A 17591-nucleotide genomic window follows, 5' to 3' on the forward strand; every position below is an offset into this window, starting at 1 on the left:
TTGATGCCACACATCCACATCTTGACCGTCTCCGACCGGGCCCATGCGGGCCAGGCTCCGGATACGGCGGGGCCGCGTGCCCTCGAACTGGCGGCTCAGTACCTGAGCGAGTGGACGGCGGACGGGGCCATCGTGGCGGACGGTGTCGAATCCGTCCGGTCCGGGGTGCGGACGGCACAGGGCAACGGAGCCGATGTGGTGGTCACCCTGGGCGGGACCGGTGTCTCCCCGCGAGACCTGACGCCCGAGGCGATGGACGGCCTGTTGGACACGGAGTTGCCCGGCATCGCTGAGATGCTGCGCCGTGAGGGTGCCGAGCAGACCACCACCGCCGCACTGGGACGCGGACGTGCCGGAATCCTCGGCAGGACCGTGGTCGTGAACCTCCCCGGATCCCTGCGTGCCACGGCCCAGGGCATTCCCCTGCTCGCGCCCTTGCTGCCGCACCTGCTCGACCAACTCGGAGGAGGTGGTGACCATGCCCGTCACTGAGGATGCAGCCACCCTGCGGCCGGTCCCAGGAATGCCTCGCCCGGCAGCACCGGTCCACACCGGCGTGACCGAGTCTCCGCTGGATCCGTCCGCGGTGGAGGCCTCGGTGGTGACCCCTGTCTGCGGGGCGGCCCTGACGTTCACCGGCATCGTCCGGAACCATGATCCGGAGGCCACGGGCACGGTGGCCTCGCTGGACTATTCGGCGCATCCGGACGCCGGGACGATCCTGGCCGGGATCGTGGCGCGTCACGTCCGCGGCCCCGGGGACCCGCGCGGGGAGGTCCGGGTCGCCGCGGCGCACCGGATCGGACACCTCGACGTCGGCGACCTCGCCCTGGTGGTCTCCGTGGCCTCCGCGCACCGGGCCGAAGCCTTCGAGGTGTGCCGGGCCGTGGTGGAGGACATCAAGGCCGAGGTCCCAATCTGGAAGAAGCAGCAGACCGCCTCGGGCGAGGCCCACTGGGTGGGACTGCCATGACCTCGGTGCCGCTCACCCTGACCACCCGGACCGCGACTGGGCCGGGCGCACGCCCTGCCGGCGCCGCGGATACTGCGCCAGCACCGGCACCCGGCCCCGAGGCCAGGCGGCTGCTGCCCACCCCGGCTGAGCTGGCCGGCGTCGGGCCCCATGAGGGAACCGACCGGTCCCTGACGGACGGTTTCGGGCGCGTCCACCGGGACCTGCGCGTCTCGTTGACGGACAAGTGCTCGTTGCGCTGCACGTATTGCATGCCCGAGGACGCCGGCCCGTTCATGCCGAAGGACCAGTTGCTCTCGGCCGCCGAGATCGAACGACTGGTACGGATCGCGGTGGACCACGGCATCACTGGGGTGCGGCTGACCGGTGGCGAACCGCTGCTGCGCCAGGACCTCGAGGACATCGTGGCCCGGCTCGCCGGAATCGAGCTGTCGGATGCGGCCGGAGGTGGGCGCCTCCCGGTGGCCATGACCACCAACGGGATCACCCTGGACCGGCGGTTGCCCGCCCTGCACGAGGCCGGACTGTCCCGCGTGAACATCTCCATCGACACGCTCCAGCCGGAGAAGTTCCACCAGCTCACGCGCCGTGACCGGCACGCCGACGTCCTGGCGGGGATCGCCGCGGCCCGGGACGCCGGGCTGCGCCCGCTCAAGCTCAATGCGGTCGCCATGCGCGGGGTCAACGACGACGAGCTGGCAGATCTCGTGGCCTTCGCCGTGTCCCAGGACGCGCAGATGCGGTTCATCGAGCAGATGCCCCTGGACGCCGGGCACACCTGGAAGCGGGACAACCTGGTGTCCGGCGAGGAGATCCTCGCCCGGCTCGCCGAGCGCTTCGACCTCGCGGAGGTCCCCGGCCGCGGTTCCTCCCCGGCCGCGCTCTACACGGTCGACGGCGGCCCCCACACCGTGGGCGTCATCGCCTCGGTCTCGAAGCCCTTCTGCGGAGACTGTGATCGCCTGCGGCTCACCGCTGACGGCCAGATGCGCAACTGCCTGTTCGCCCGGGAGGAGACCGACCTGCGGACCCTGCTGTGGGACTCGGCGTCCGACGCCGACCTGGCTGCGGCCATGAAGATCTCGGTCGGGGCAAAGAAGGCCGGTCACGGCATCGACGATCCGGACTTCGTCCAGCCCGGCCGCGGCATGAACGCCATCGGCGGCTGACTGCCGCACCGTGACAACGGCCCAGCGGCCGTCAGCTAGCCGCCGGCGAAGGGTGGCAGGACGTCCACGAGGGAGTCCGCCTGGACAGGGTGGTCGTCCGTGGCCGCGCGCACGCCGTCCACCATCAGGGAGCAACGCGAGACGACCTGCTCGGCACTGGTCCCATGACCAGCCACCAGGAGTCGGCGCAATTCGCCCGCGGTGGCGGCCTCGAGGGTGAGTTCGGAGGCATCCAGGATCTCAGCGGCTCCCGCGAAGAGACGGATCCGGGCCATCAGCCCTCACCCCCTGCCGGGTCATAGCCGAGTGCCAGGTCCTGGATCCGAGCCGAGAGCCGGTCGACCACGTCGGAGATCTCCTCCGGTGTGCGCTCCCGACCGGCCAGCTGCTGTCCGACAGCCACACCGATCAGGTAGGTCGAGGTCGGCGCGCCGGGGCGCAGGACCCCGTGGGCCACGTCTCGGGCCACGTCCAGCAGCGGACCGGGGAGCACAACGGAGGCCGGCAGGCCCAGCTCTCCGGCGACGGCATCCAGCCAGTCCGCCAGTCCGGGAATGTCCTGCTGGATATCGCGGTGGGTGCCCGGGTGTGTGCCGGGCGAGACTTCGCCGCCGCGGGGTTCGGTACTGTTCTCAGGCACGGGTGCTCCTGGTGGTGTCGTGGCCGGTGCTGGCGGGGGGGACCGGTGGCGTTCCAGATCCTCGGGGGTGTCCATATCGTCCCAGAGTCCGGGATGGCCTGCCGGTTCGGGGACCTCGACCAGTTGCAGGCCGGCGACCCGCTCCCGCACGCGGGTGACGGGGATGTCACCGTCCTCGGTGGGGCGTGCCGCCTGCAGGCGCAGGGCTGGAAGCCGGAAGAGGGCCGTCAGGTGCTGGCGGCGACCGGTGGAGTCCACGGCGACGACGCCATCGTGGCCGCCGGCGTGCAGGTCTCCGTCCAGGGCTTCATCCACGGCCCCGTCCAGGGTCCCGGTCAGCGTGCGGTCGAAGGCCCGGACGAGTTCACGGGCGGCCGCCATCGGATCTGCCAGGTCGCAGGGCAGCACCAGGACTCGATCTGCCTCGAGGCCGGCCAGTGCGGCGTCCAAGGCGGCGACCGGGCCGGACCCCGGTGGATCCTCGCGCACGAACCGTACGAGCGGCGAAATCAGGATGGAGCCGCCTGGACCCGTCGAGCCTGTGGGGGAAGAGGCCGGTACAGTCTGCACAGCCTGTGCCGTGGGTACAGCCTGCACCCTGGGCGCAGCAGGCACCGGCCGGTCTCCGGCCACGACGATGGTGGTGGCGCCGGCCGACAGCGCGGCCTGGACGGTGCGTTCGAGCAGGGTGACTCCCCCGGCGGGATCCACCACGATCGAGCCCTTGTCCCGGCCCATGCGAGTGGACGCCCCTCCCGCCAGGACGATCGCCGCCAGAGTCTCAACCACGGGCGACCGGGGCATTCGGGGCAACTGACGCATCTGAGGCTTCCGGAGCCGCCGGGTGCTCCGCGTCGTCACGGCGCCACGTGCCGGAGCGGCCCCCGGTCTTCTCCAGCAGCCGGACTCCGGTCAGCTCGACGGCCCGGTCCAGGCCCTTGACCATGTCCACCATGGCCAGCCCGGCCACGGAGGCGGCGGTCATGGCCTCCATCTCTACCCCGGTCCGGTCGGCGGTCCGGGTCGTGGCGATGATGCGGATACGGTCGGGGCCGACCTCGAAGTCCACCGTGGCCCCATGGACGCCGATCACATGGGCGAGCGGCAGCAGCTCGGCGCACTTCTTGGCGCCCTGGATACCAGCGATCCGGGCCACGGCCCAGACATCACCCTTGGGCACGGTGCCCCCGGTCAGGGCCGCGAGGACCTCCGGGGCCACGAGCACGGTGGCCTCAGCGGTGGCGCTGCGGATCGTCGGTGTCTTGGCCGTGACATCGACCATGCGGGCCGAGCCGTCACCGGCTAGGTGGGTGAAGCCCTCGGCTCCGGCGTCGATGGAGCCGGCAGCAGTGGGTTGGACGGCAGGGGATTCGGTCATCAGGCCTCCAAGGCTCGGTAGAGGACGGTGTTTCCGGCGGACACCGCGTCGGTGGTGGCGGGCACGCGGGCCAGTCCGGTGGCGCGGGCCATCCGGCCGGCGAGATGGGATCCGGAGCCACGCTCGGTGGCCTGGGCGATCCGCAGCGGTTCACCGGGGGCGGAGACCACCCGTGCCGGCACGAACTGCTCCCGCCCGGGTGGTGAACGCCAGCCCTCCTCCGTGACCACCGGGTACCAGGGGGCCACGGGCGTATCGCGTCCCTGCATGGCCAGCAGCCCCGGCTCCACGAACAGCAAGTAGGACACCCACGCACTGACCGGATTGCCCGGCAGTGACCACACGGCCCGCCCGTCCGCCAGCAGGCCGAACCCCTGGGGCTTACCCGGCTGGACCGCCACCCGGTCGAAGCGGACGGTGGGATCCTCGGGAACCGGGGTGCCGCCGTCGGGCGTGGAGGTTTGCCTGGACGGCACCGTGCCGCCCGGTGAGTCCGGTGCCAGGACGAGGCGCGCGACGTCATGGGCCCCCACGCTCGCCCCTCCAGTGAGGATCACGGCGTCTGAGGCACCCTGGGTGGACCGCAGTACGGCCTGCAGCTCGGCGGGATCGTCGGAGACGCGGCCCCGGTGGGCCACCTGCCCACCGCTGGCCGCCACCAGGGAAGCCAGCAGGAGACTGTTGGAGTCGGGGATCTGGCCGCGGCGGACCGATTCACCGGGGGCCACCAACTCTGAACCGGTGCTGACGACCATGACCCGTGGCCGGCGCCGGACCCGCACCTCGGCGATACCGGCGGCGGCGAGCGCGGACAGCCGGTGTGGTGTCAGCGGCCGTCCTGCGGGGGAGACGAGATCGCCGGCGCGCACGTCCTCCCCACGCCGCCGCAGATGGCGTTCCGCAGTCACGGGGTGGTTCAGCTCCACGTGAGCGGGGGGCTCAGTGCCGGCGGTGGGCGCGGCCGGGTCCCAGTCCACGGCATCCTCCAGGGGCACGACGGCGTCCGCGTCCGTGGGCATCGGTGCGCCGGTCATGATGCGGGCCGCCTGACCGGGGGCCAGCGCTGGGTCGGCCTCCGTGCCGGCGGGCAGTTCCGCGATGAGGTCCAGGCGGACCGGTGACTCCGCGCAGGCTCGCGTGGTGTCCGCAGATCGGACAGCGTATCCGTCCATGGCGGAGTTGTCCCACGGGGGCAGGTCAAGGGTGGCGGTGGCGCCGGCCGCCAACGTGAGTCCGGCGGCCTCGGCCAAGGCCAGGGTGTCCTCGGGCAGGAGGGGGGCCAGGGCAAGGACCCGGCGCTGGTGCTCTTCGACAGTGCTGCGGTAGCGGGCCTCAGCCACGGTGGTCTCCTCGGGGCTCGATGATTGCTGCGGGAAGTCCGCCGTCCAGGTACCCCTGGACGGGCCAGCCGAGGCGCGCCAGGTGACGGGCCGCCGTCGCGCTCCGGGGGCCCGCCGCACAGAAGGGGAGCAGCGTCGGTCCAGCCGGCGAACCGACGACGCCATCGGGGCGCAGGGCGGCCTGGGCGGGTGCCAGCGGATGATCGGGAGGCAGGGGCAGCTCTGGTCCGCCCTGAAGACGCAGGAGCTGGTCAAGGGGCAGCTCCACCGTGCCGGACGGGCCGGGGTGCTCGCGGGATTCCTCTGGCCTCCGGACGTCGAGCCAGATGGCGGCCGGGTCCACGTCAGGACGGACGATGGGGACTACGCGGGCGGCGTCTCCGGCCGACGCGGCGGTGGAGAATGGAGGACCATCCGGTACAGACCGTGCAGTCGGCGCAGAAGGCGAAGCCGGTCCGGACTGGCTGGATGGGGCGGACGGCGCGAGGGGGATGTCCGTGGTGGTGCCGGAGAGCCCATCGATCAGCATCATCCGACCCAACAGCGGCGTGCCGGTGCCGAGGACGAGCTTGATCGCCTCCAGGGCCATCAGAGAGCCGGTGATTCCGACGACGGCGCCCAGCACCCCGGCCTCGGCGCAGCTGGGTGCGGCATGGGTGGACGCGTTGTCCGGGAAGACATCGGTGAGGGTGACGGCGGGAAGGCCGGAGGCCGCGGGGGGATCGGACCAGAAGACGGTGACCTGGGCGTTCCATTGCATGAGGGCGCCGAACACCACCGGCGTGCCGAGGGCGCTGGCGGCCCGGTGGATGATGAAGCGGGTGGTGAAGGAGTCGCTGCCGTCCATGATCAGGTCGGCGCTCGCGAGCAGGTCTGTCGCATTGGCGTCCGTCAGGCGGACGGTGTGGGGGATGACCGTGGTCTCGGGAGAGAGGCGCCGGGCCGCGGACACCGCGCCGTCGGTCTTGAGCCCGCCGAGGGTGTCCACGCCGTGCAGGGTCTGACGGTTGAGGTTGCTCAGCTCTACCCGGTCGTCGTCGATGACGTGCAGGGTCCCGATGCCGGCGGCAGCGAGGTAGCTGATGACGGGCGAGCCGAGCCCTCCGGCGCCGACGACGGCGATGGAGGCCTGTGACAGGAGATACTGTCCGGAATCACCGATCTGGGGCAGGGTCCGTTGGCGGAGCGTCCGTTCTGCGGCGTGAGCGGGGCGGTCCTGGGGCATGGAGCCAGCCTAGTCCGCGGCGTCGCCACTAGCCTGCGGCGCACTCATCCCCCGCGTTTCCAGGCGGCTTCGTCCGGGTGCTGGGCGTCGCGACCCCCACAAAGTCGACTGAAAGCGGGCCGGCGGCGAAGATGGGGGCATGGCACGAAGTGAATCGCGGGTCCGCGTCGTCAGGGTCAAGGCTGGGGAGCGTGACGCCCGGGCGGATGTTCTGGCGGCCGAGGAGCCCCTGGAGATCCGGGTGAACGGCCGGCGGCTGGCGGTGACCATGCGCACCCCGACGGAGGATTTCTCCCTGGCCGTCGGATTCCTGTTGAGCGAGGGGCTGATCGGCGCCGCCGACGAGGTGCGCTCCGTCCGGTACTGCGGCCGTGACTTCGGCCCGGGAGCGGAGGAGACCGACAACACCGTGGACGTGGTGCTGCGCCCTGGGGTCCAGGCCCCTGCCCCGGAGATGGAACGCCAGGTGCTCATGTCCAGCGCCTGCGGCCTGTGCGGGCGGACCAGCATCGAGAACGTCCGCACTCAGTCCCGGTTCCCCGTGGACGGTGACCCGATGCAGGTCACCGAGTCCTTCGTGCTGCAGATGCCCGAGGTACTGCGCGAGCGGCAGAAGGTCTTCGACCGCACTGGCGGGCTGCATGCGGCCGGCCTGTTCAACACCGCCACGGGCGAGCTGGTCGCGGTGCGGGAGGACGTGGGCCGCCACAATGCTGTGGACAAGGTCCTCGGCTGGGCGTTGCTGGAGGGGATGCTGCCACTGTCCGGGCACGCCCTGATGGTCTCCGGCCGGGCCAGCTTCGAACTCACCCAGAAGGCCATGATGGCCGGGGTGCCGATGCTCGCCTCCGTCTCCGCGCCGTCGTCGCTGGCGGTGGACCTGGCCCGTGAGGCCGGGATGACACTGGCCGGCTTCGTCCGCGGCGACCGCTTCGTCATCTACGCCGGGGAGCAGAGGATCGTGGCCGATGGTGGAGCCGTCCCGGCGTGCGAACCACATTAGGCCGAGGCTTTGCGGGCAGAAATAAGTACTGATCTCTGCCCGCAAAGCACTCTGTCAGGGGGTGGCGTCTGCCTGGCGCGCGGCCAGGGCCCGGACCATCTCATCGCGGGACTCGGCCACTGTGCGGGACAGCGCGGCCTGCGGGCCCCGCGAGCGCTCCACCAGGGAGTTCGCGGCGTCAATGGTCTCCTGGGAGACCTGAGCACCCGGGAACAGCCCGATCGCCGCGGACTCCGCCATCTCGTGTGAACGCGAGGCCCACAGTTCTTCCACACCCGCGAAGAACTCGGCGGCGAACGGGGCCAACAGGGCCGGATCGTGCACGCGGTTGAAGCCGAGCAGCACGTTGCGCTGGGTCATGTTGGACAGTTCCCCGCTCACCACCTGGTCCCATGCCGTGCGCTTGGCCTCAGTGGTGGGCACCGCGGCGCGAGCCTGTGAGGCCGCCAGGGCGCCGGTGGCGGTGGCATCGGCGGCCTCGGCGGCAGCGATCTCCGACTCGCCGGCGCGGCCCCCTGCCACCAGTCCGGTGAGCATCTCCCACTTCAGGTCCGTGTTCAGGTCCAGCCCGTCCAGGGAGTCGGTCCCGGCATGCAGGGCGGCCAGCGTGTCCAGCTGCCCCTCCGAGCGGGCCGCCGCCGCGAACGCCTTGGTGAACTGGAGCTGGTTGTCCGAGCCCGCCTCCGCGTTCCGGGCCAGGTCCAGGAGGCGGTCCGCTGCAGAGATGCGCAGTTGCACGGCGTGCTCGGGTGCCGCGTACTGGGACAGCGTGGTGGCCAGCTGGCGCAGCAGGGTCTGCACCACGGAGGAATCCCGCTCCTCGCCGATGTTGGACAGCACTAGGTCGGTGAACCATCCGGCCGTGGCCTCGGCATCCCGGACGGTGTCCCAGGCGGCACTCCACAGCAGGGTGCGCGGCAGGGACTCCGCCACATCCTTCAGGTGAGTGGCCACGAAGGACCATGAGGCGTCGTCCAAGCGGATCTTGGCGTAGGACAGGTCGTCGTCATTCGGCAGGATCAAGTCCGGACGCGGCACGCCGGCGGCTTCCATGACCTCGGTGACCTCGCCGGCCACATCGAGTTCGAACCGGTGGGTGCGCACCAGCCGTCCGGAGTCGTCCGCAGAATAGAAGCCCACGGCCATGCGATGCGGTCGCAGCACGTCGTCCCCGGGCTGCTGGTCTCCCGGCGCTGACTGACGCAGGCGCAGGGAGGTGATGGCGCCGGCGTCGGGAGTTCCGCCCTCCGTGGTGCCGGAGCCGGACGCCCCGGCGGTCTCGACCTCCACGGACAGGGTGTTCACCCCCGAGGTCTCCAGCCACAGCCGGGTCCATTCGGTCAAGTCGCGGCCGGAGGAGGCCTCGAGTTCGCGAATCAGGTCGGGCAGCTCGGTATTGGACCAAGCGTGCTTGCCGAAGTAGGCGCGCACTCCGGCCATGAAGTTCTCCTGGCCCACCCAGGCCACGAGCTGGCGCAGCACGGACGCGCCCTTGGCATAGGTGATGCCATCGAAGTTGACCAGGACGTCGTCCAGGTCCCGGATCTCGGCCTTGATCGGGTGCGTGGTGCTCAGCTGATCCTGCTTGTAGGCCCAGTTCTTCTCCATGGCGGAGAACGTGGTCCAGGCTCCGGTGTAGCGGGTGTTCTCCGCGGCGGAGAGCGTGGACATGAACTCGGCGAAGGACTCGTTGAGCCAGAGGTCGTTCCACCACTTCATGGTCACCAGGTCGCCGAACCACATGTGGGCGAGCTCGTGCAGGATCGTGATGGCGCGTCGCTCCACCATGGCCTCGGTGACGGTGGAGCGGAAGACGTAGTTCTCCAGGAAGGTCACGGCGCCGGCGTTCTCCATGGCCCCGGCGTTGAACTCCGGCACGAAGAGCTGGTCATACTTGGCGAACGGGTACGGGGTGCCGAACTGGGCCTCATAGAACTCGAAGCCCTGGCGGGTCAGCTCGAAGATGTTCTCAGCATCCAGGTATTCGAACAGCGAGGCACGGCAGTAGGCGCCCAGCGGGATCGTCCGGCCGTCCGAACTGGTCAGTTCCGAATGGGTGGACCGGTAGGGGCCGGCGATCAGCGCGGTGATGTAGGAGGAGATCCGCGGGGTGGGCTCGAAGGTCCACGTGGAAGCTCCGTCCCGTGCGCCCACCGCGGGGGCCGGCTGCGGGGTGGGGGAGTTGGAGACCACGGCCCAGTGGTCCGGGGCGGTGATGGTGAAGGCGAACGTGGCCTTCAGGTCCGGCTGCTCGAAGACGGAGAACACGCGACGGGAGTCCGGGACCTCGAACTGCGAGTACAGGTACGTCTCGCCATCCACCGGGTCCACGAAGCGGTGCAGGCCCTCACCGGTGTTCATGTAGTCGGCCAGCCCGTCCACCACCAGCACATTCTCGGCTGCCAGCGGGCCGACGGCGATGCGGGTGCCGTCGAAGGCCTCCGCCGGCAGAACGGCTCCGTTGAGGGTGACGGTCGGCGCCTGGGTGGAGACGAAGTCGATGAACGTGCTGGTGCCCACGGCCGCCTCCACCGCGGAGAAGGTGACGGTAGTCGACGAGCGGAAGTGGTCGCCGTCGAGCGTGAGGTCCAGGTCGACCTCGTAGGAGGCGACTCTCAGGGCTGCGGCACGCTCCGCGGCCTCGATGCGGGTGATGTTCAGAGTGGGCACGTGGCCTCCGGTCGATCGGGAACGGACAGTGACGATGACTGCAGAGGCCATCGGACGGACAGGGCCAGCAGGCACCCCGGTGTGAAGCGTATGCTGGGTATCTCGCCATTGTGCCACCGGACACACCTCCGCGGGTAGGGGATGCGCCCCGGTAGGCTGGTCGCTGGTCCCGACCGTATCCCACCGCATCGCCACGGCCGGACGAGAACCCGCCAGATGCCGACAGCAGGAGCAGACCCATGCGCGTGCACATCGCCACCGACCATGCCGGCCTCGAACTGAGCGCCCACCTCATCGAGCACCTGACGGCCGCCGGCTACGAGATGGTCGACCACGGACCCCGTTCCTATGACCCGCAGGACGACTACCCCGCGTTCTGCATCAACGCGGCCGCCGCCGTGGTGGTGGACCAGCAGTCCGGGGTGGACGCGCTCGGGATCGTCCTGGGCGGTTCCGGCAACGGCGAGCAGATCGCCGCCAACAAGGTCCGCGGCATCCGCGCCGCCCTGGCCTGGAATCTGGACACCGCACGGCTGGCCCGGGAGCACAACGACGCCAACGTCATCGCCGTCGGCGGCCGGCAACACTCCCTCGAGGAGGCCACCGCCATCATCGAGGCCTTCCTTGCGGAGCCCTTCTCCGGCGACGAGCGCCATGTGCGCCGCATCGGCAAGATCGCGCACTACGAGCACACCCGCGAAGTCCTCGACTGACGGTGGCCTGATCCATGCCCGAGGGCCATTCGATCCATCGCCTCGCCCGGCAGTTCACGGATGTCTTCGCCGGTGAACGCCTGCGGGCGTCCTCGCCACAGGGCCGCTTCGCCGCAGGCGCCCGCCTGATCGACGGAGCTATGCTGACCGCCGCGCGGGCCCACGGCAAACACCTGTTCCTCGACTTCGGCCAGGACACCGGCACCGCTCTCGTCCTCCGCGTCCACCTCGGCCTGTATGGCGCCTGGAGCTTCGGTGGCGATGAGACGTTCCGCGGTGCCTCCAGCATCGGCGCGCCCCGCAGGATGGGGGAGACCGATACCTTCGACGCCCCGTCGGCGCCGGCAGACACGGCACCGGACACCCCGGCGCACGACGCCGGCGCCGCACCCGCGTACGCCGGCCCGCCAGCACCGGTGGGCCAGGTCCGCGTCCGGTTGGTCTCCGCCCACGGGTGGGCGGATCTGCGCGGCCCGACCGCGTGTGAGGTGATCACACCGCCCGAGGCGGCCGCCGTCATCGACCGTCTGGGACCCGACTCGCTCGTGCCCGGGACTGGCCCGGAGGAGTTCCTGCGGCGGGTGTCCGGACGCCGGGTGGCTCTCGGGCAGCTACTGATGGATCAGCAGGTGATCGCCGGAGTGGGGAACATCTACCGCGCCGAGTCCCTGTTCCGGCAGGGAATCGACCCGTACCTGCCGGGGCGGGCACTGGGGCGCCAGGCCGGCGTGGCCCTCTGGCAGGATCTCGTGGCCCTGATGAACGACGGTGTCCGGGACGGCAAGATCGTCACCACGCGCCCCGAGCACCGTGCCACGAAGGCCGGGCAGGATGAGCAGGGGCAGATGGCACCGGTGTGGCCGGACAACGCGTACTACGTGTACCAGCGGGACGGGATGGACTGCCGGGTCTGTGGGACCACGGTTCGGCTGGCCGAGATGCAGGCCCGCAAGCTCTTCTGGTGCCCGGGCTGTCAGCTCACGGGGTGACGGGCTGAGTGAAGGCCCGCGATTCCCGGTGATCACGAGCATTCCCCGTGATGATCACCGGGATTCTTCACGATCGTTGGGAGTGGTGGACCGGTTGCGGGCGACCAACTCTGCGCCGCGGCGGAACAACGCGTCCCGCACGGCTGGAGGTTCCTGGACCTCGACGCCCGGAACCTGCACGAGCTGGGCCACGGTGATGTCCTCATGCTCCATGGGCAGGTCCAGTTCCACCCGGTCACCCACGCGGCGGGCCGAGGCACAAGCGGACTCTGTGCCTGGCCCCGGGACCGCCTCCCGGAGGACTTCGAGGGAGCTCGCGGGGAGAGACAGCCGTACGGGAACGCGGCGGACGGAATCCTGGAAAGTGCGTCGACTGCCTTCCCAATAGGCCGCCAGGGAGAAGTCCTCCGGCCGCCAGGCCGACTCCGACTGGATCTCGGCGGAAGCGATGCGGGAGAGGCGATAGGTGCGCGTCTGACGACGATGTGCCGCCACGAGGTACCAGACGTCTGTCTTGAGGACGAGTCCGAGCGGGTCGACCAACCGGGTTCCGCGGCTGTACTCGATGCGCAGCCGGCGACCGGACCATACCGCCTGCGAGACCACCGGCAGGGAAGCGGGCCGCTCCGGCTCGGCGAACCATCGCTCATGGTCGATGAGGAAGCGTTCGCTGACGGAGCCGACGCCGGGCTCACGGGCCGCCGTGGTGCCCAGCATCTTCAGGCAGGCGGTCTCGTAGTGCGGGTGAAGACCGAGGTCGCGGGATCCAGCCTCGCCGATCAGCAGCGCTTGAAGCTCGGACGCCGTCATCCCGGTGATGGGCGAGGACCAACCGTCCACCAGCCCGACCCCTCCGGCCGGACCCGTGCGGGTCCACACCGGGACGCCAAGCTGGTGCAGTGCCGTCAGATCCCGTTGGATGGTGCGAGTGGATGTCATGAATAGGCATCACCATGGGAGCACGAGCATTGATCGAACACGAGAAGCGGAGTGGACACAATCATGACGATGGACGCAACGGGACCAACAGAATCCGCCGAGCCAACCGAAGCAACAGGGTCAACGGGGCCACGCCCACGGGCGCTGGAGGGAAGGATCGCTCTGGTGGCCGGAGCCACCCGCGGTGCCGGCCGGGCCATTGCCCGGGAACTGGGCCGGGCTGGGGCGGTCGTGTACTGCACGGGCCGCTCCACGGCGGGGCACCCCTCGGACTACGGGCGGCCGGAAACGGTCGAGGAGACCGCCGGCCTGATCCGGGCTGAGGGCGGGACGGCCCATGCGATGGTCGTGGACCACCTCGAGGTGAGCGCCGTCCGTGAACTCGTGGATCGGATCGATCGCGAACAGGGCCGACTGGACATCCTCATCAACGACATCGGGGGAGAGGCCTACGTGGAGTTCGGCATCCCGTTGTGGGAGTACGACCTAGACGACGGCATGAGGCTCTTCGACGCCGGCTTCCGCACCCATCTGCTGACCAGCCACGCCGCTCTGGGTCTGCTGATCCGCCACCCCGGGGGCTTGGTGGTGGAGACCACGGACGGGACCCGGGACTACAACCAGGGCCATTTCCGGGAGACCGTGTTCCTGGACCTCGCGAAGACCGCCGTGGACCGGTTGGCCTTTGCCGAGGGGCACGAGCTGAAGGCGCACGGGGGCACAGCGGTCTCCGTTTCAGCCGGATGGTTGCGCTCGGAGATGATGCTGGATGCCTTCGGCGTCACCGAGCAGACCTGGCGCGAGGCAGCGGCAGCCAATCGCGGAAAGACGGATGTGGTCCCGCCCTACGAGTTTGTGATCTCGGAGACTCCTGCCCTGCTCGCCCGCGGCATCGTGGAGCTGGCGGCCGATCCGCAGCGGGATCAGTGGAACACCCGGTCGGTCAGTTCCTTCGAGCTGGCCCGGCACTATGGCATGACCGACGTGGATGGCTCCCGGCCGGACGCCTGGGGGTTCATCACTGCGATGGACACGACGCCGTCCGCGGACCTGGCGGTGGAGGACTTCCGTTGAACCGGTGAGCCAGGGGCAGGGCCGGACGACCCCGGAGCTGGGCCGCCCCGGGGTACCGGATCAGGCGTCCGACCCGGTATAGAAGCCGTACGTGGCGTCCGCCGCGCGGGCGGCCACCGTGGGATCCGCGCCGGCGGACACGTGGGCGGCCGCCCAACCGTCAGCGGCTCCGCGGTAGAACCGCTTCCCCTCCTCGGTGACGGCCCAGGCCTCGGCCTCCTGGGGCGAGAGGGAGCCTTCGACGGCACCGAGGTGCAATCCCAGGCCCAGCAGGCCGCCATCCCAGCCCACCCCGGTGGCGCCGGGGCCATAGGTGTCCCACATTCCGTCCGGCAGATCTGCTACTCGGGCGACGTGTTCGAGGATGAGTCGCGTCGAGTCGCCCTCGGCGGCCAGGCGCACGGTCACCCAGGAAAGGCCGCCGCCGAACTCCCAGGTGATCCGGTAGCGTGCCGTGCCGTCCGCGGGAGGGGTGCATTCCAGCACGGTGCCGCCGGCATTGCCCTCGAGCTGATACTGGCCGTCGAGGCTGAGGTCGCCGCTGACCGGTAGGAACCACCGGGCGATGCGATCGGCTGTGGTGACCGCCTCCCACACGTCCTCAAGCCCTGCCGGGTAGGTCTGCTCGAGGGTCTGGACGTGCGAGGGTTCGCCGTCCCGGTCCTCGGATGAGAGGCCGCGTGTGACGGCGGAGAGTTGGTTCCGGATATCGACCATGTCATGACTCCTGATGGGGTGGATGGTGGTGTTCGGTGTCGTCCGCCGTGGGCTCCACTGCTGCACGTTCAGCGGCCAGTCTCCGCTGGCGTTTGCCCCGGGCCAACTCGGTGCCCAGGGCATCCAGCCTCGGCCGCCAGAACTGCTCGAACGGACTGAGCCAGTCGCTGGCCTCTCGGGGCCCCTGGGGGTCTACCGCGTACAGCCGCCGTGTGCCCTGGGGCCGCACGGTGGCGAAGCCGTGATCGCGAAGGACCTTCAGCTGCTGCGAGACCGCCGGCTGGCTGATCCCGAACTCGGCCTGCACCTGGGTACCGACCTCTCCTGCGCTGAGCTCGCCCCCGGCCAGCATCTCAAGGATGCGGCGCCGGACGGGGTCACCGAGGACATCGAGAGCGTGCATGGATCCATGCTGGCACCGATCCTTATATAAGCCAAGGCTTAAACAATGGCTTTCGGTTATGAAGGGCTCGGGCATTAACCACGAAGGCCCCGGACGGATCCGGGGCCTTCGTGGTGTGGCGGAGGGGATGACGGGAATCGAACCCGCGTAGCCAGTTTGGAAGACTGGGGCTCTACCATTGAGCTACATCCCCGCAGCGTCGGCCGATATGTGTGTCCCTAGGGGCATCTACCGAACGCAGCGAGGATGATCGTATCAAGCAGTGGGTGTGAGCAGCAAAACAGCCACATGTCGGCGCGGCGCAGAAATGCGGCTTGGGCTTGAACGCCGCAGAAATGCGGAGTATGGGGCCGTCATGCGTACACTGGTCTCTGGCCAGAAATGGCCAGGGCCGTCTGCGGGGTGTAGCTCAGCTTGGTAGAGCGCGCGCTTTGGGAGCGTGAGGCCGCAGGTTCAAATCCTGTCACCCCGACGTCATGGTCGCCCCGCTTGCCGGGGCGGCCTGATTCACCGGATGCCCGACGGCCGGGCCCATCCGCGCCATATAGACGAGACGATCAATCCACACAGGAGTCCCACGTGGTCAAGAGCACCGCAGAAAACCTCAGCCCGACCCGGGTCAAGCTGGACGTCGAGGTCCCCTTCGAGGACCTCAAGCCGCGCCTGGACCAGGCCTACAAGACGGTGGCGAACCAGATCCAGGTCCCCGGCTTCCGCAAGGGCAAGGTTCCTGCGCGCCTCATCGACCAGCGGGTCGGCCGTGGCTACGTGGTGGAGACGGCCGTCAATGAGGGCCTGAACGACTACTACCAGGAAGCCCTGACCCAGACCGAGACCACCCCGATGGCACGTCCCGAGGTCGAGGTCACCTCCATGCCCGGCGTCGACGGCGAGGCCGAGGGCCCGCTGAAGTTCAGCGTCGAGGTGGACATCCGTCCCGAGATCGAGCTGCCCGACTACAAGGGACTCAAGGTCACCGTCGAGCCGGCCGCCGCGTCCGAGGAGGACGAGCAGAAGGCCCTCGACGAACTGCGTTCCCGCTTCGGAACCCTCAAGACCGTCGAGCGCCCCGCCGCCAAGGACGACTTCGTCACCATCACCCTGACCGCCACGGTCGGGGACGAGCAGGTTGACCATGCCGAGGACCTGTCCTACCAGGTCGGAGCCGGCACCATGCTCGACGGCATGGATGAGGCTCTCGAGGGCCTGTCCGCCGGTGAAGACGCGGTCTTCGAGACTGTCCTGGCCGGTGGCGACCACTCCGGCGAGAAGGCCACCGTGAAGGTCATCCTCGGTAGCGTCAAGGAGCGCGAGCTGCCCGAGGCTGACGACGACTTCGCCCAGCTGGCCTCCGAATTCGACACCATCGACGAGCTCAAGGCCGACCTGAAGGAGAAGGCCGCCGAAGGCGCCGTCACCGGACAGGGCATCGAGGCCCGTGACAAGGTCCTCGAGGAGCTCGTGAAGCTCGTCGAGGTGCCGGTCCCCGACTCCGTGGTCAACGAGCAGATTGAACAGCACTTCTCCCAGCAGGGTCACTCGGAGGGCGACGATCACGACACCGCGGAGCACCGCGCCGAGGTGGAGTCGAACGCCCGAGAGGCCTTCCGCAACGAGATCATCCTCGACAAGGTCGCCGACGCCGAAGAGGTCGGCGTGGACCAGGGCGAACTGATCGAGTACATCATCTCCACCTCCCAGCAGTACGGCATGGACCCGAACCAGTTCGCCCAGATGCTGGACCAGGCCGGCCAGGTGCCGATGATCATGGGCGAGGTCCGCCGCCGCAAGGCTCTCGCCAAGGTCCTCGAGTACGCCGTGGTCACCGACACCGCCGGCAACACCGTTGACCTGACCTCCTTCGTCACCCCAGGAGGCGAAGACGGCGTTGCCTCGGCCGACTCCGCAGATTCTGCGGATTCTGCTGATTCGGCCGACTCCGCGGATTCTGCGGATTCCGCTCCGTCAGCGGATTCCCCGGCCGAGGCGGAGAAGGCCCCCGCCAAGAAGGCCCCGGCGAAGAAGGCCCCGGCCAAGACCGCCGCTGCCAAGAAGGCTGAAGAAGAGGGCGCGGCGGATGCCGAGGAGGCTCCCGCTCCGAAGACCGCAGCGAAGAAGGCTCCTGCCAAGACCGCAGCGAAGAAGGCTCCTGCCAAGGCTCCGGCCAAGACCGCCGCTGCCAAGAAGGCTGGGGCCGAGGGTGAGGAGAAGGCGCCCGCCAAGAAGGCACCTGCCAAGAAGGCTCCTGCCAAGAAGGCTCCGATCGAGGCCGCTGACACAGCCGAGTGATCGCCGAACCACCGGCCGCCCGCCGAAGGTGACCCCACCGGATGGCCTGTGACGGGAGTCGAACGCCCG

At 69.7% G+C, this 17591-nt stretch carries 16 protein-coding genes, 2 tRNA genes and 1 pseudogene; 9 read left to right on the top strand and 10 right to left on the bottom strand.

Features of this window, described 5'->3' with window-relative positions; genetic code table 11:
- The first annotated feature begins 3 nt into the window (after positions 1–3).
- Genes ABD134_RS03260 through moaA form a run of 3 tightly spaced genes read left to right on the top strand, consistent with a single transcriptional unit; the run spans position 4 to position 2142 of the window.
- Positions 4–492: a MogA/MoaB family molybdenum cofactor biosynthesis protein gene (locus ABD134_RS03260; RefSeq protein ID WP_344226660.1), complete on the top strand. Its 489-nt coding sequence runs from the start codon at positions 4–6 to the stop codon at positions 490–492.
- Positions 479–973: a molybdenum cofactor biosynthesis protein MoaE gene (locus ABD134_RS03265; protein WP_344226662.1), complete on the top strand. Its 495-nt coding sequence runs from the start codon at positions 479–481 to the stop codon at positions 971–973. The genes ABD134_RS03260 and ABD134_RS03265 overlap by 14 nt, the downstream gene beginning before the upstream one ends.
- Positions 970–2142 (top strand): GTP 3',8-cyclase MoaA, encoded by a 1173-nt coding sequence (gene moaA / locus ABD134_RS03270; RefSeq protein ID WP_344226664.1) that lies wholly within the window; start codon positions 970–972, stop codon positions 2140–2142. The genes ABD134_RS03265 and moaA overlap by 4 nt, the downstream gene beginning before the upstream one ends.
- 35 nt (positions 2143–2177) lie before the next feature.
- Here moaA and ABD134_RS03275 read toward each other — a convergent pair whose 3' ends face one another.
- Genes ABD134_RS03275 through ABD134_RS03295 form a run of 5 tightly spaced genes read right to left on the bottom strand, consistent with a single transcriptional unit; the run spans position 2178 to position 6725 of the window.
- Positions 2178–2417 carry a MoaD/ThiS family protein gene (locus ABD134_RS03275; RefSeq protein WP_344226666.1) on the bottom strand — a complete coding sequence of 80 codons (240 nt, stop codon included), beginning with the start codon at positions 2415–2417 and terminating at the stop codon, positions 2178–2180.
- Positions 2417–3571 carry an NTP transferase domain-containing protein gene (locus tag ABD134_RS03280; protein WP_344226668.1) on the bottom strand — a complete coding sequence of 385 codons (1155 nt, stop codon included), beginning with the start codon at positions 3569–3571 and terminating at the stop codon, positions 2417–2419. The genes ABD134_RS03275 and ABD134_RS03280 overlap by 1 nt, the downstream gene beginning before the upstream one ends.
- Positions 3564–4160, bottom strand: coding sequence for a cyclic pyranopterin monophosphate synthase MoaC (gene moaC / locus ABD134_RS03285; protein ID WP_344226670.1), 597 nt, complete (start codon positions 4158–4160; stop codon positions 3564–3566). Before moaC ends, ABD134_RS03280 begins: the two co-directional genes overlap by 8 nt.
- Entirely contained in the window at positions 4160–5500 is a 1341-nt protein-coding gene (locus ABD134_RS03290) for a molybdopterin molybdotransferase MoeA (RefSeq protein WP_344226673.1), read from the bottom strand. The genes moaC and ABD134_RS03290 overlap by 1 nt, the downstream gene beginning before the upstream one ends.
- Positions 5493–6725 carry a ThiF family adenylyltransferase gene (locus ABD134_RS03295; RefSeq protein ID WP_344226675.1) on the bottom strand — a complete coding sequence of 411 codons (1233 nt, stop codon included), beginning with the start codon at positions 6723–6725 and terminating at the stop codon, positions 5493–5495. Before ABD134_RS03295 ends, ABD134_RS03290 begins: the two co-directional genes overlap by 8 nt.
- Before the next feature lie 139 nt (positions 6726–6864).
- Between ABD134_RS03295 and fdhD the strand changes: the two genes are divergently transcribed.
- A complete protein-coding gene (gene fdhD, locus ABD134_RS03300; protein ID WP_344226677.1) occupies positions 6865–7728 on the top strand; it encodes a formate dehydrogenase accessory sulfurtransferase FdhD in 864 nt (287 codons plus the stop codon).
- A 54-nt stretch (positions 7729–7782) separates the two neighbouring features.
- Here the strand turns inward: fdhD and pepN are convergent, their stop codons facing one another.
- On the bottom strand, positions 7783–10449 hold the full coding sequence (gene pepN, locus ABD134_RS03305; RefSeq protein WP_378108372.1) for an aminopeptidase N: 2667 nt from the start codon (positions 10447–10449) through the stop codon (positions 7783–7785).
- A 188-nt stretch (positions 10450–10637) separates the two neighbouring features.
- Here pepN and ABD134_RS03310 point away from each other — a divergent pair, with 188 nt between their 5' ends.
- Together ABD134_RS03310 and ABD134_RS03315 are read left to right on the top strand one after the other, a co-directional pair.
- Positions 10638–11111: a ribose-5-phosphate isomerase gene (locus ABD134_RS03310; protein WP_344226681.1), complete on the top strand. Its 474-nt coding sequence runs from the start codon at positions 10638–10640 to the stop codon at positions 11109–11111.
- A 14-nt stretch (positions 11112–11125) separates the two neighbouring features.
- Positions 11126–12100: an Fpg/Nei family DNA glycosylase gene (locus tag ABD134_RS03315; RefSeq protein ID WP_344226683.1), complete on the top strand. Its 975-nt coding sequence runs from the start codon at positions 11126–11128 to the stop codon at positions 12098–12100.
- A gap of 54 nt (positions 12101–12154) precedes the next feature.
- Here ABD134_RS03315 and ABD134_RS03320 read toward each other — a convergent pair whose 3' ends face one another.
- Entirely contained in the window at positions 12155–13039 is an 885-nt protein-coding gene (locus ABD134_RS03320) for a helix-turn-helix transcriptional regulator (RefSeq protein ID WP_344226685.1), read from the bottom strand.
- 69 nt (positions 13040–13108) lie between these two features.
- Here ABD134_RS03320 and ABD134_RS03325 point away from each other — a divergent pair, with 69 nt between their 5' ends.
- A complete protein-coding gene (locus tag ABD134_RS03325) occupies positions 13109–14113 on the top strand; it encodes an SDR family oxidoreductase (protein WP_344227647.1) in 1005 nt (334 codons plus the stop codon).
- Between the two features lie 60 nt (positions 14114–14173).
- Here the strand turns inward: ABD134_RS03325 and ABD134_RS03330 are convergent, their stop codons facing one another.
- From ABD134_RS03330 to ABD134_RS03340, 3 genes are all read right to left on the bottom strand, one after another.
- The gene (locus ABD134_RS03330; protein ID WP_344226687.1) at positions 14174–14830 is read right to left on the bottom strand and encodes an SRPBCC domain-containing protein; all 657 of its coding nucleotides are present in this window, start codon (positions 14828–14830) and stop codon (positions 14174–14176) included.
- Position 14831: 1 nt separating this feature from the next.
- A complete protein-coding gene (locus tag ABD134_RS03335) occupies positions 14832–15233 on the bottom strand; it encodes an ArsR/SmtB family transcription factor (protein WP_344226689.1) in 402 nt (133 codons plus the stop codon).
- 122 nt (positions 15234–15355) lie between these two features.
- Positions 15356–15426, bottom strand: a tRNA-Gly gene (locus tag ABD134_RS03340).
- A gap of 205 nt (positions 15427–15631) precedes the next feature.
- On the opposite strand from ABD134_RS03340, the gene ABD134_RS03345 reads away from it, so the two are divergent.
- Both ABD134_RS03345 and tig read left to right on the top strand, forming a co-directional pair.
- Positions 15632–15705, top strand: a tRNA-Pro gene (locus ABD134_RS03345).
- Between the two features lie 107 nt (positions 15706–15812).
- Positions 15813–17240: pseudogene (gene tig, locus ABD134_RS03350) on the top strand (trigger factor); the annotation flags it as partial.
- Between the last annotated feature and the right edge of the window lie 351 nt (positions 17241–17591).

The sequence above is a fragment of the Citricoccus alkalitolerans genome (genome assembly GCF_039528175.1).
In the GTDB taxonomy this organism is placed as follows: Bacteria; Actinomycetota; Actinomycetes; order Actinomycetales; family Micrococcaceae; genus Citricoccus; species Citricoccus alkalitolerans.

What these genes read in the sequence shown, in the direction of transcription:
- ABD134_RS03260 (WP_344226660.1), top strand. Translation starts at nt 4, where the DNA reads ATGCCACACATCCACATCTTGACCGTCTCCGACCGGGCCCATGCGGGC.
- ABD134_RS03265 (WP_344226662.1), top strand. Translation starts at nt 479, where the DNA reads ATGCCCGTCACTGAGGATGCAGCCACCCTGCGGCCGGTCCCAGGAATG.
- moaA (WP_344226664.1), top strand. Translation starts at nt 970, where the DNA reads ATGACCTCGGTGCCGCTCACCCTGACCACCCGGACCGCGACTGGGCCG.
- ABD134_RS03275 (WP_344226666.1), bottom strand. Translation starts at nt 2,417, where the DNA reads ATGGCCCGGATCCGTCTCTTCGCGGGAGCCGCTGAGATCCTGGATGCC.
- moaC (WP_344226670.1), bottom strand. Translation starts at nt 4,160, where the DNA reads ATGACCGAATCCCCTGCCGTCCAACCCACTGCTGCCGGCTCCATCGAC.
- ABD134_RS03295 (WP_344226675.1), bottom strand. Translation starts at nt 6,725, where the DNA reads ATGCCCCAGGACCGCCCCGCTCACGCCGCAGAACGGACGCTCCGCCAA.
- fdhD (WP_344226677.1), top strand. Translation starts at nt 6,865, where the DNA reads ATGGCACGAAGTGAATCGCGGGTCCGCGTCGTCAGGGTCAAGGCTGGG.
- pepN (WP_378108372.1), bottom strand. Translation starts at nt 10,449, where the DNA reads ATGGCCTCTGCAGTCATCGTCACTGTCCGTTCCCGATCGACCGGAGGC.
- ABD134_RS03310 (WP_344226681.1), top strand. Translation starts at nt 10,638, where the DNA reads ATGCGCGTGCACATCGCCACCGACCATGCCGGCCTCGAACTGAGCGCC.
- ABD134_RS03315 (WP_344226683.1), top strand. Translation starts at nt 11,126, where the DNA reads ATGCCCGAGGGCCATTCGATCCATCGCCTCGCCCGGCAGTTCACGGAT.
- ABD134_RS03320 (WP_344226685.1), bottom strand. Translation starts at nt 13,039, where the DNA reads ATGACATCCACTCGCACCATCCAACGGGATCTGACGGCACTGCACCAG.
- ABD134_RS03325 (WP_344227647.1), top strand. Translation starts at nt 13,109, where the DNA reads ATGGACGCAACGGGACCAACAGAATCCGCCGAGCCAACCGAAGCAACA.
- ABD134_RS03330 (WP_344226687.1), bottom strand. Translation starts at nt 14,830, where the DNA reads ATGGTCGATATCCGGAACCAACTCTCCGCCGTCACACGCGGCCTCTCA.
- ABD134_RS03335 (WP_344226689.1), bottom strand. Translation starts at nt 15,233, where the DNA reads ATGCACGCTCTCGATGTCCTCGGTGACCCCGTCCGGCGCCGCATCCTT.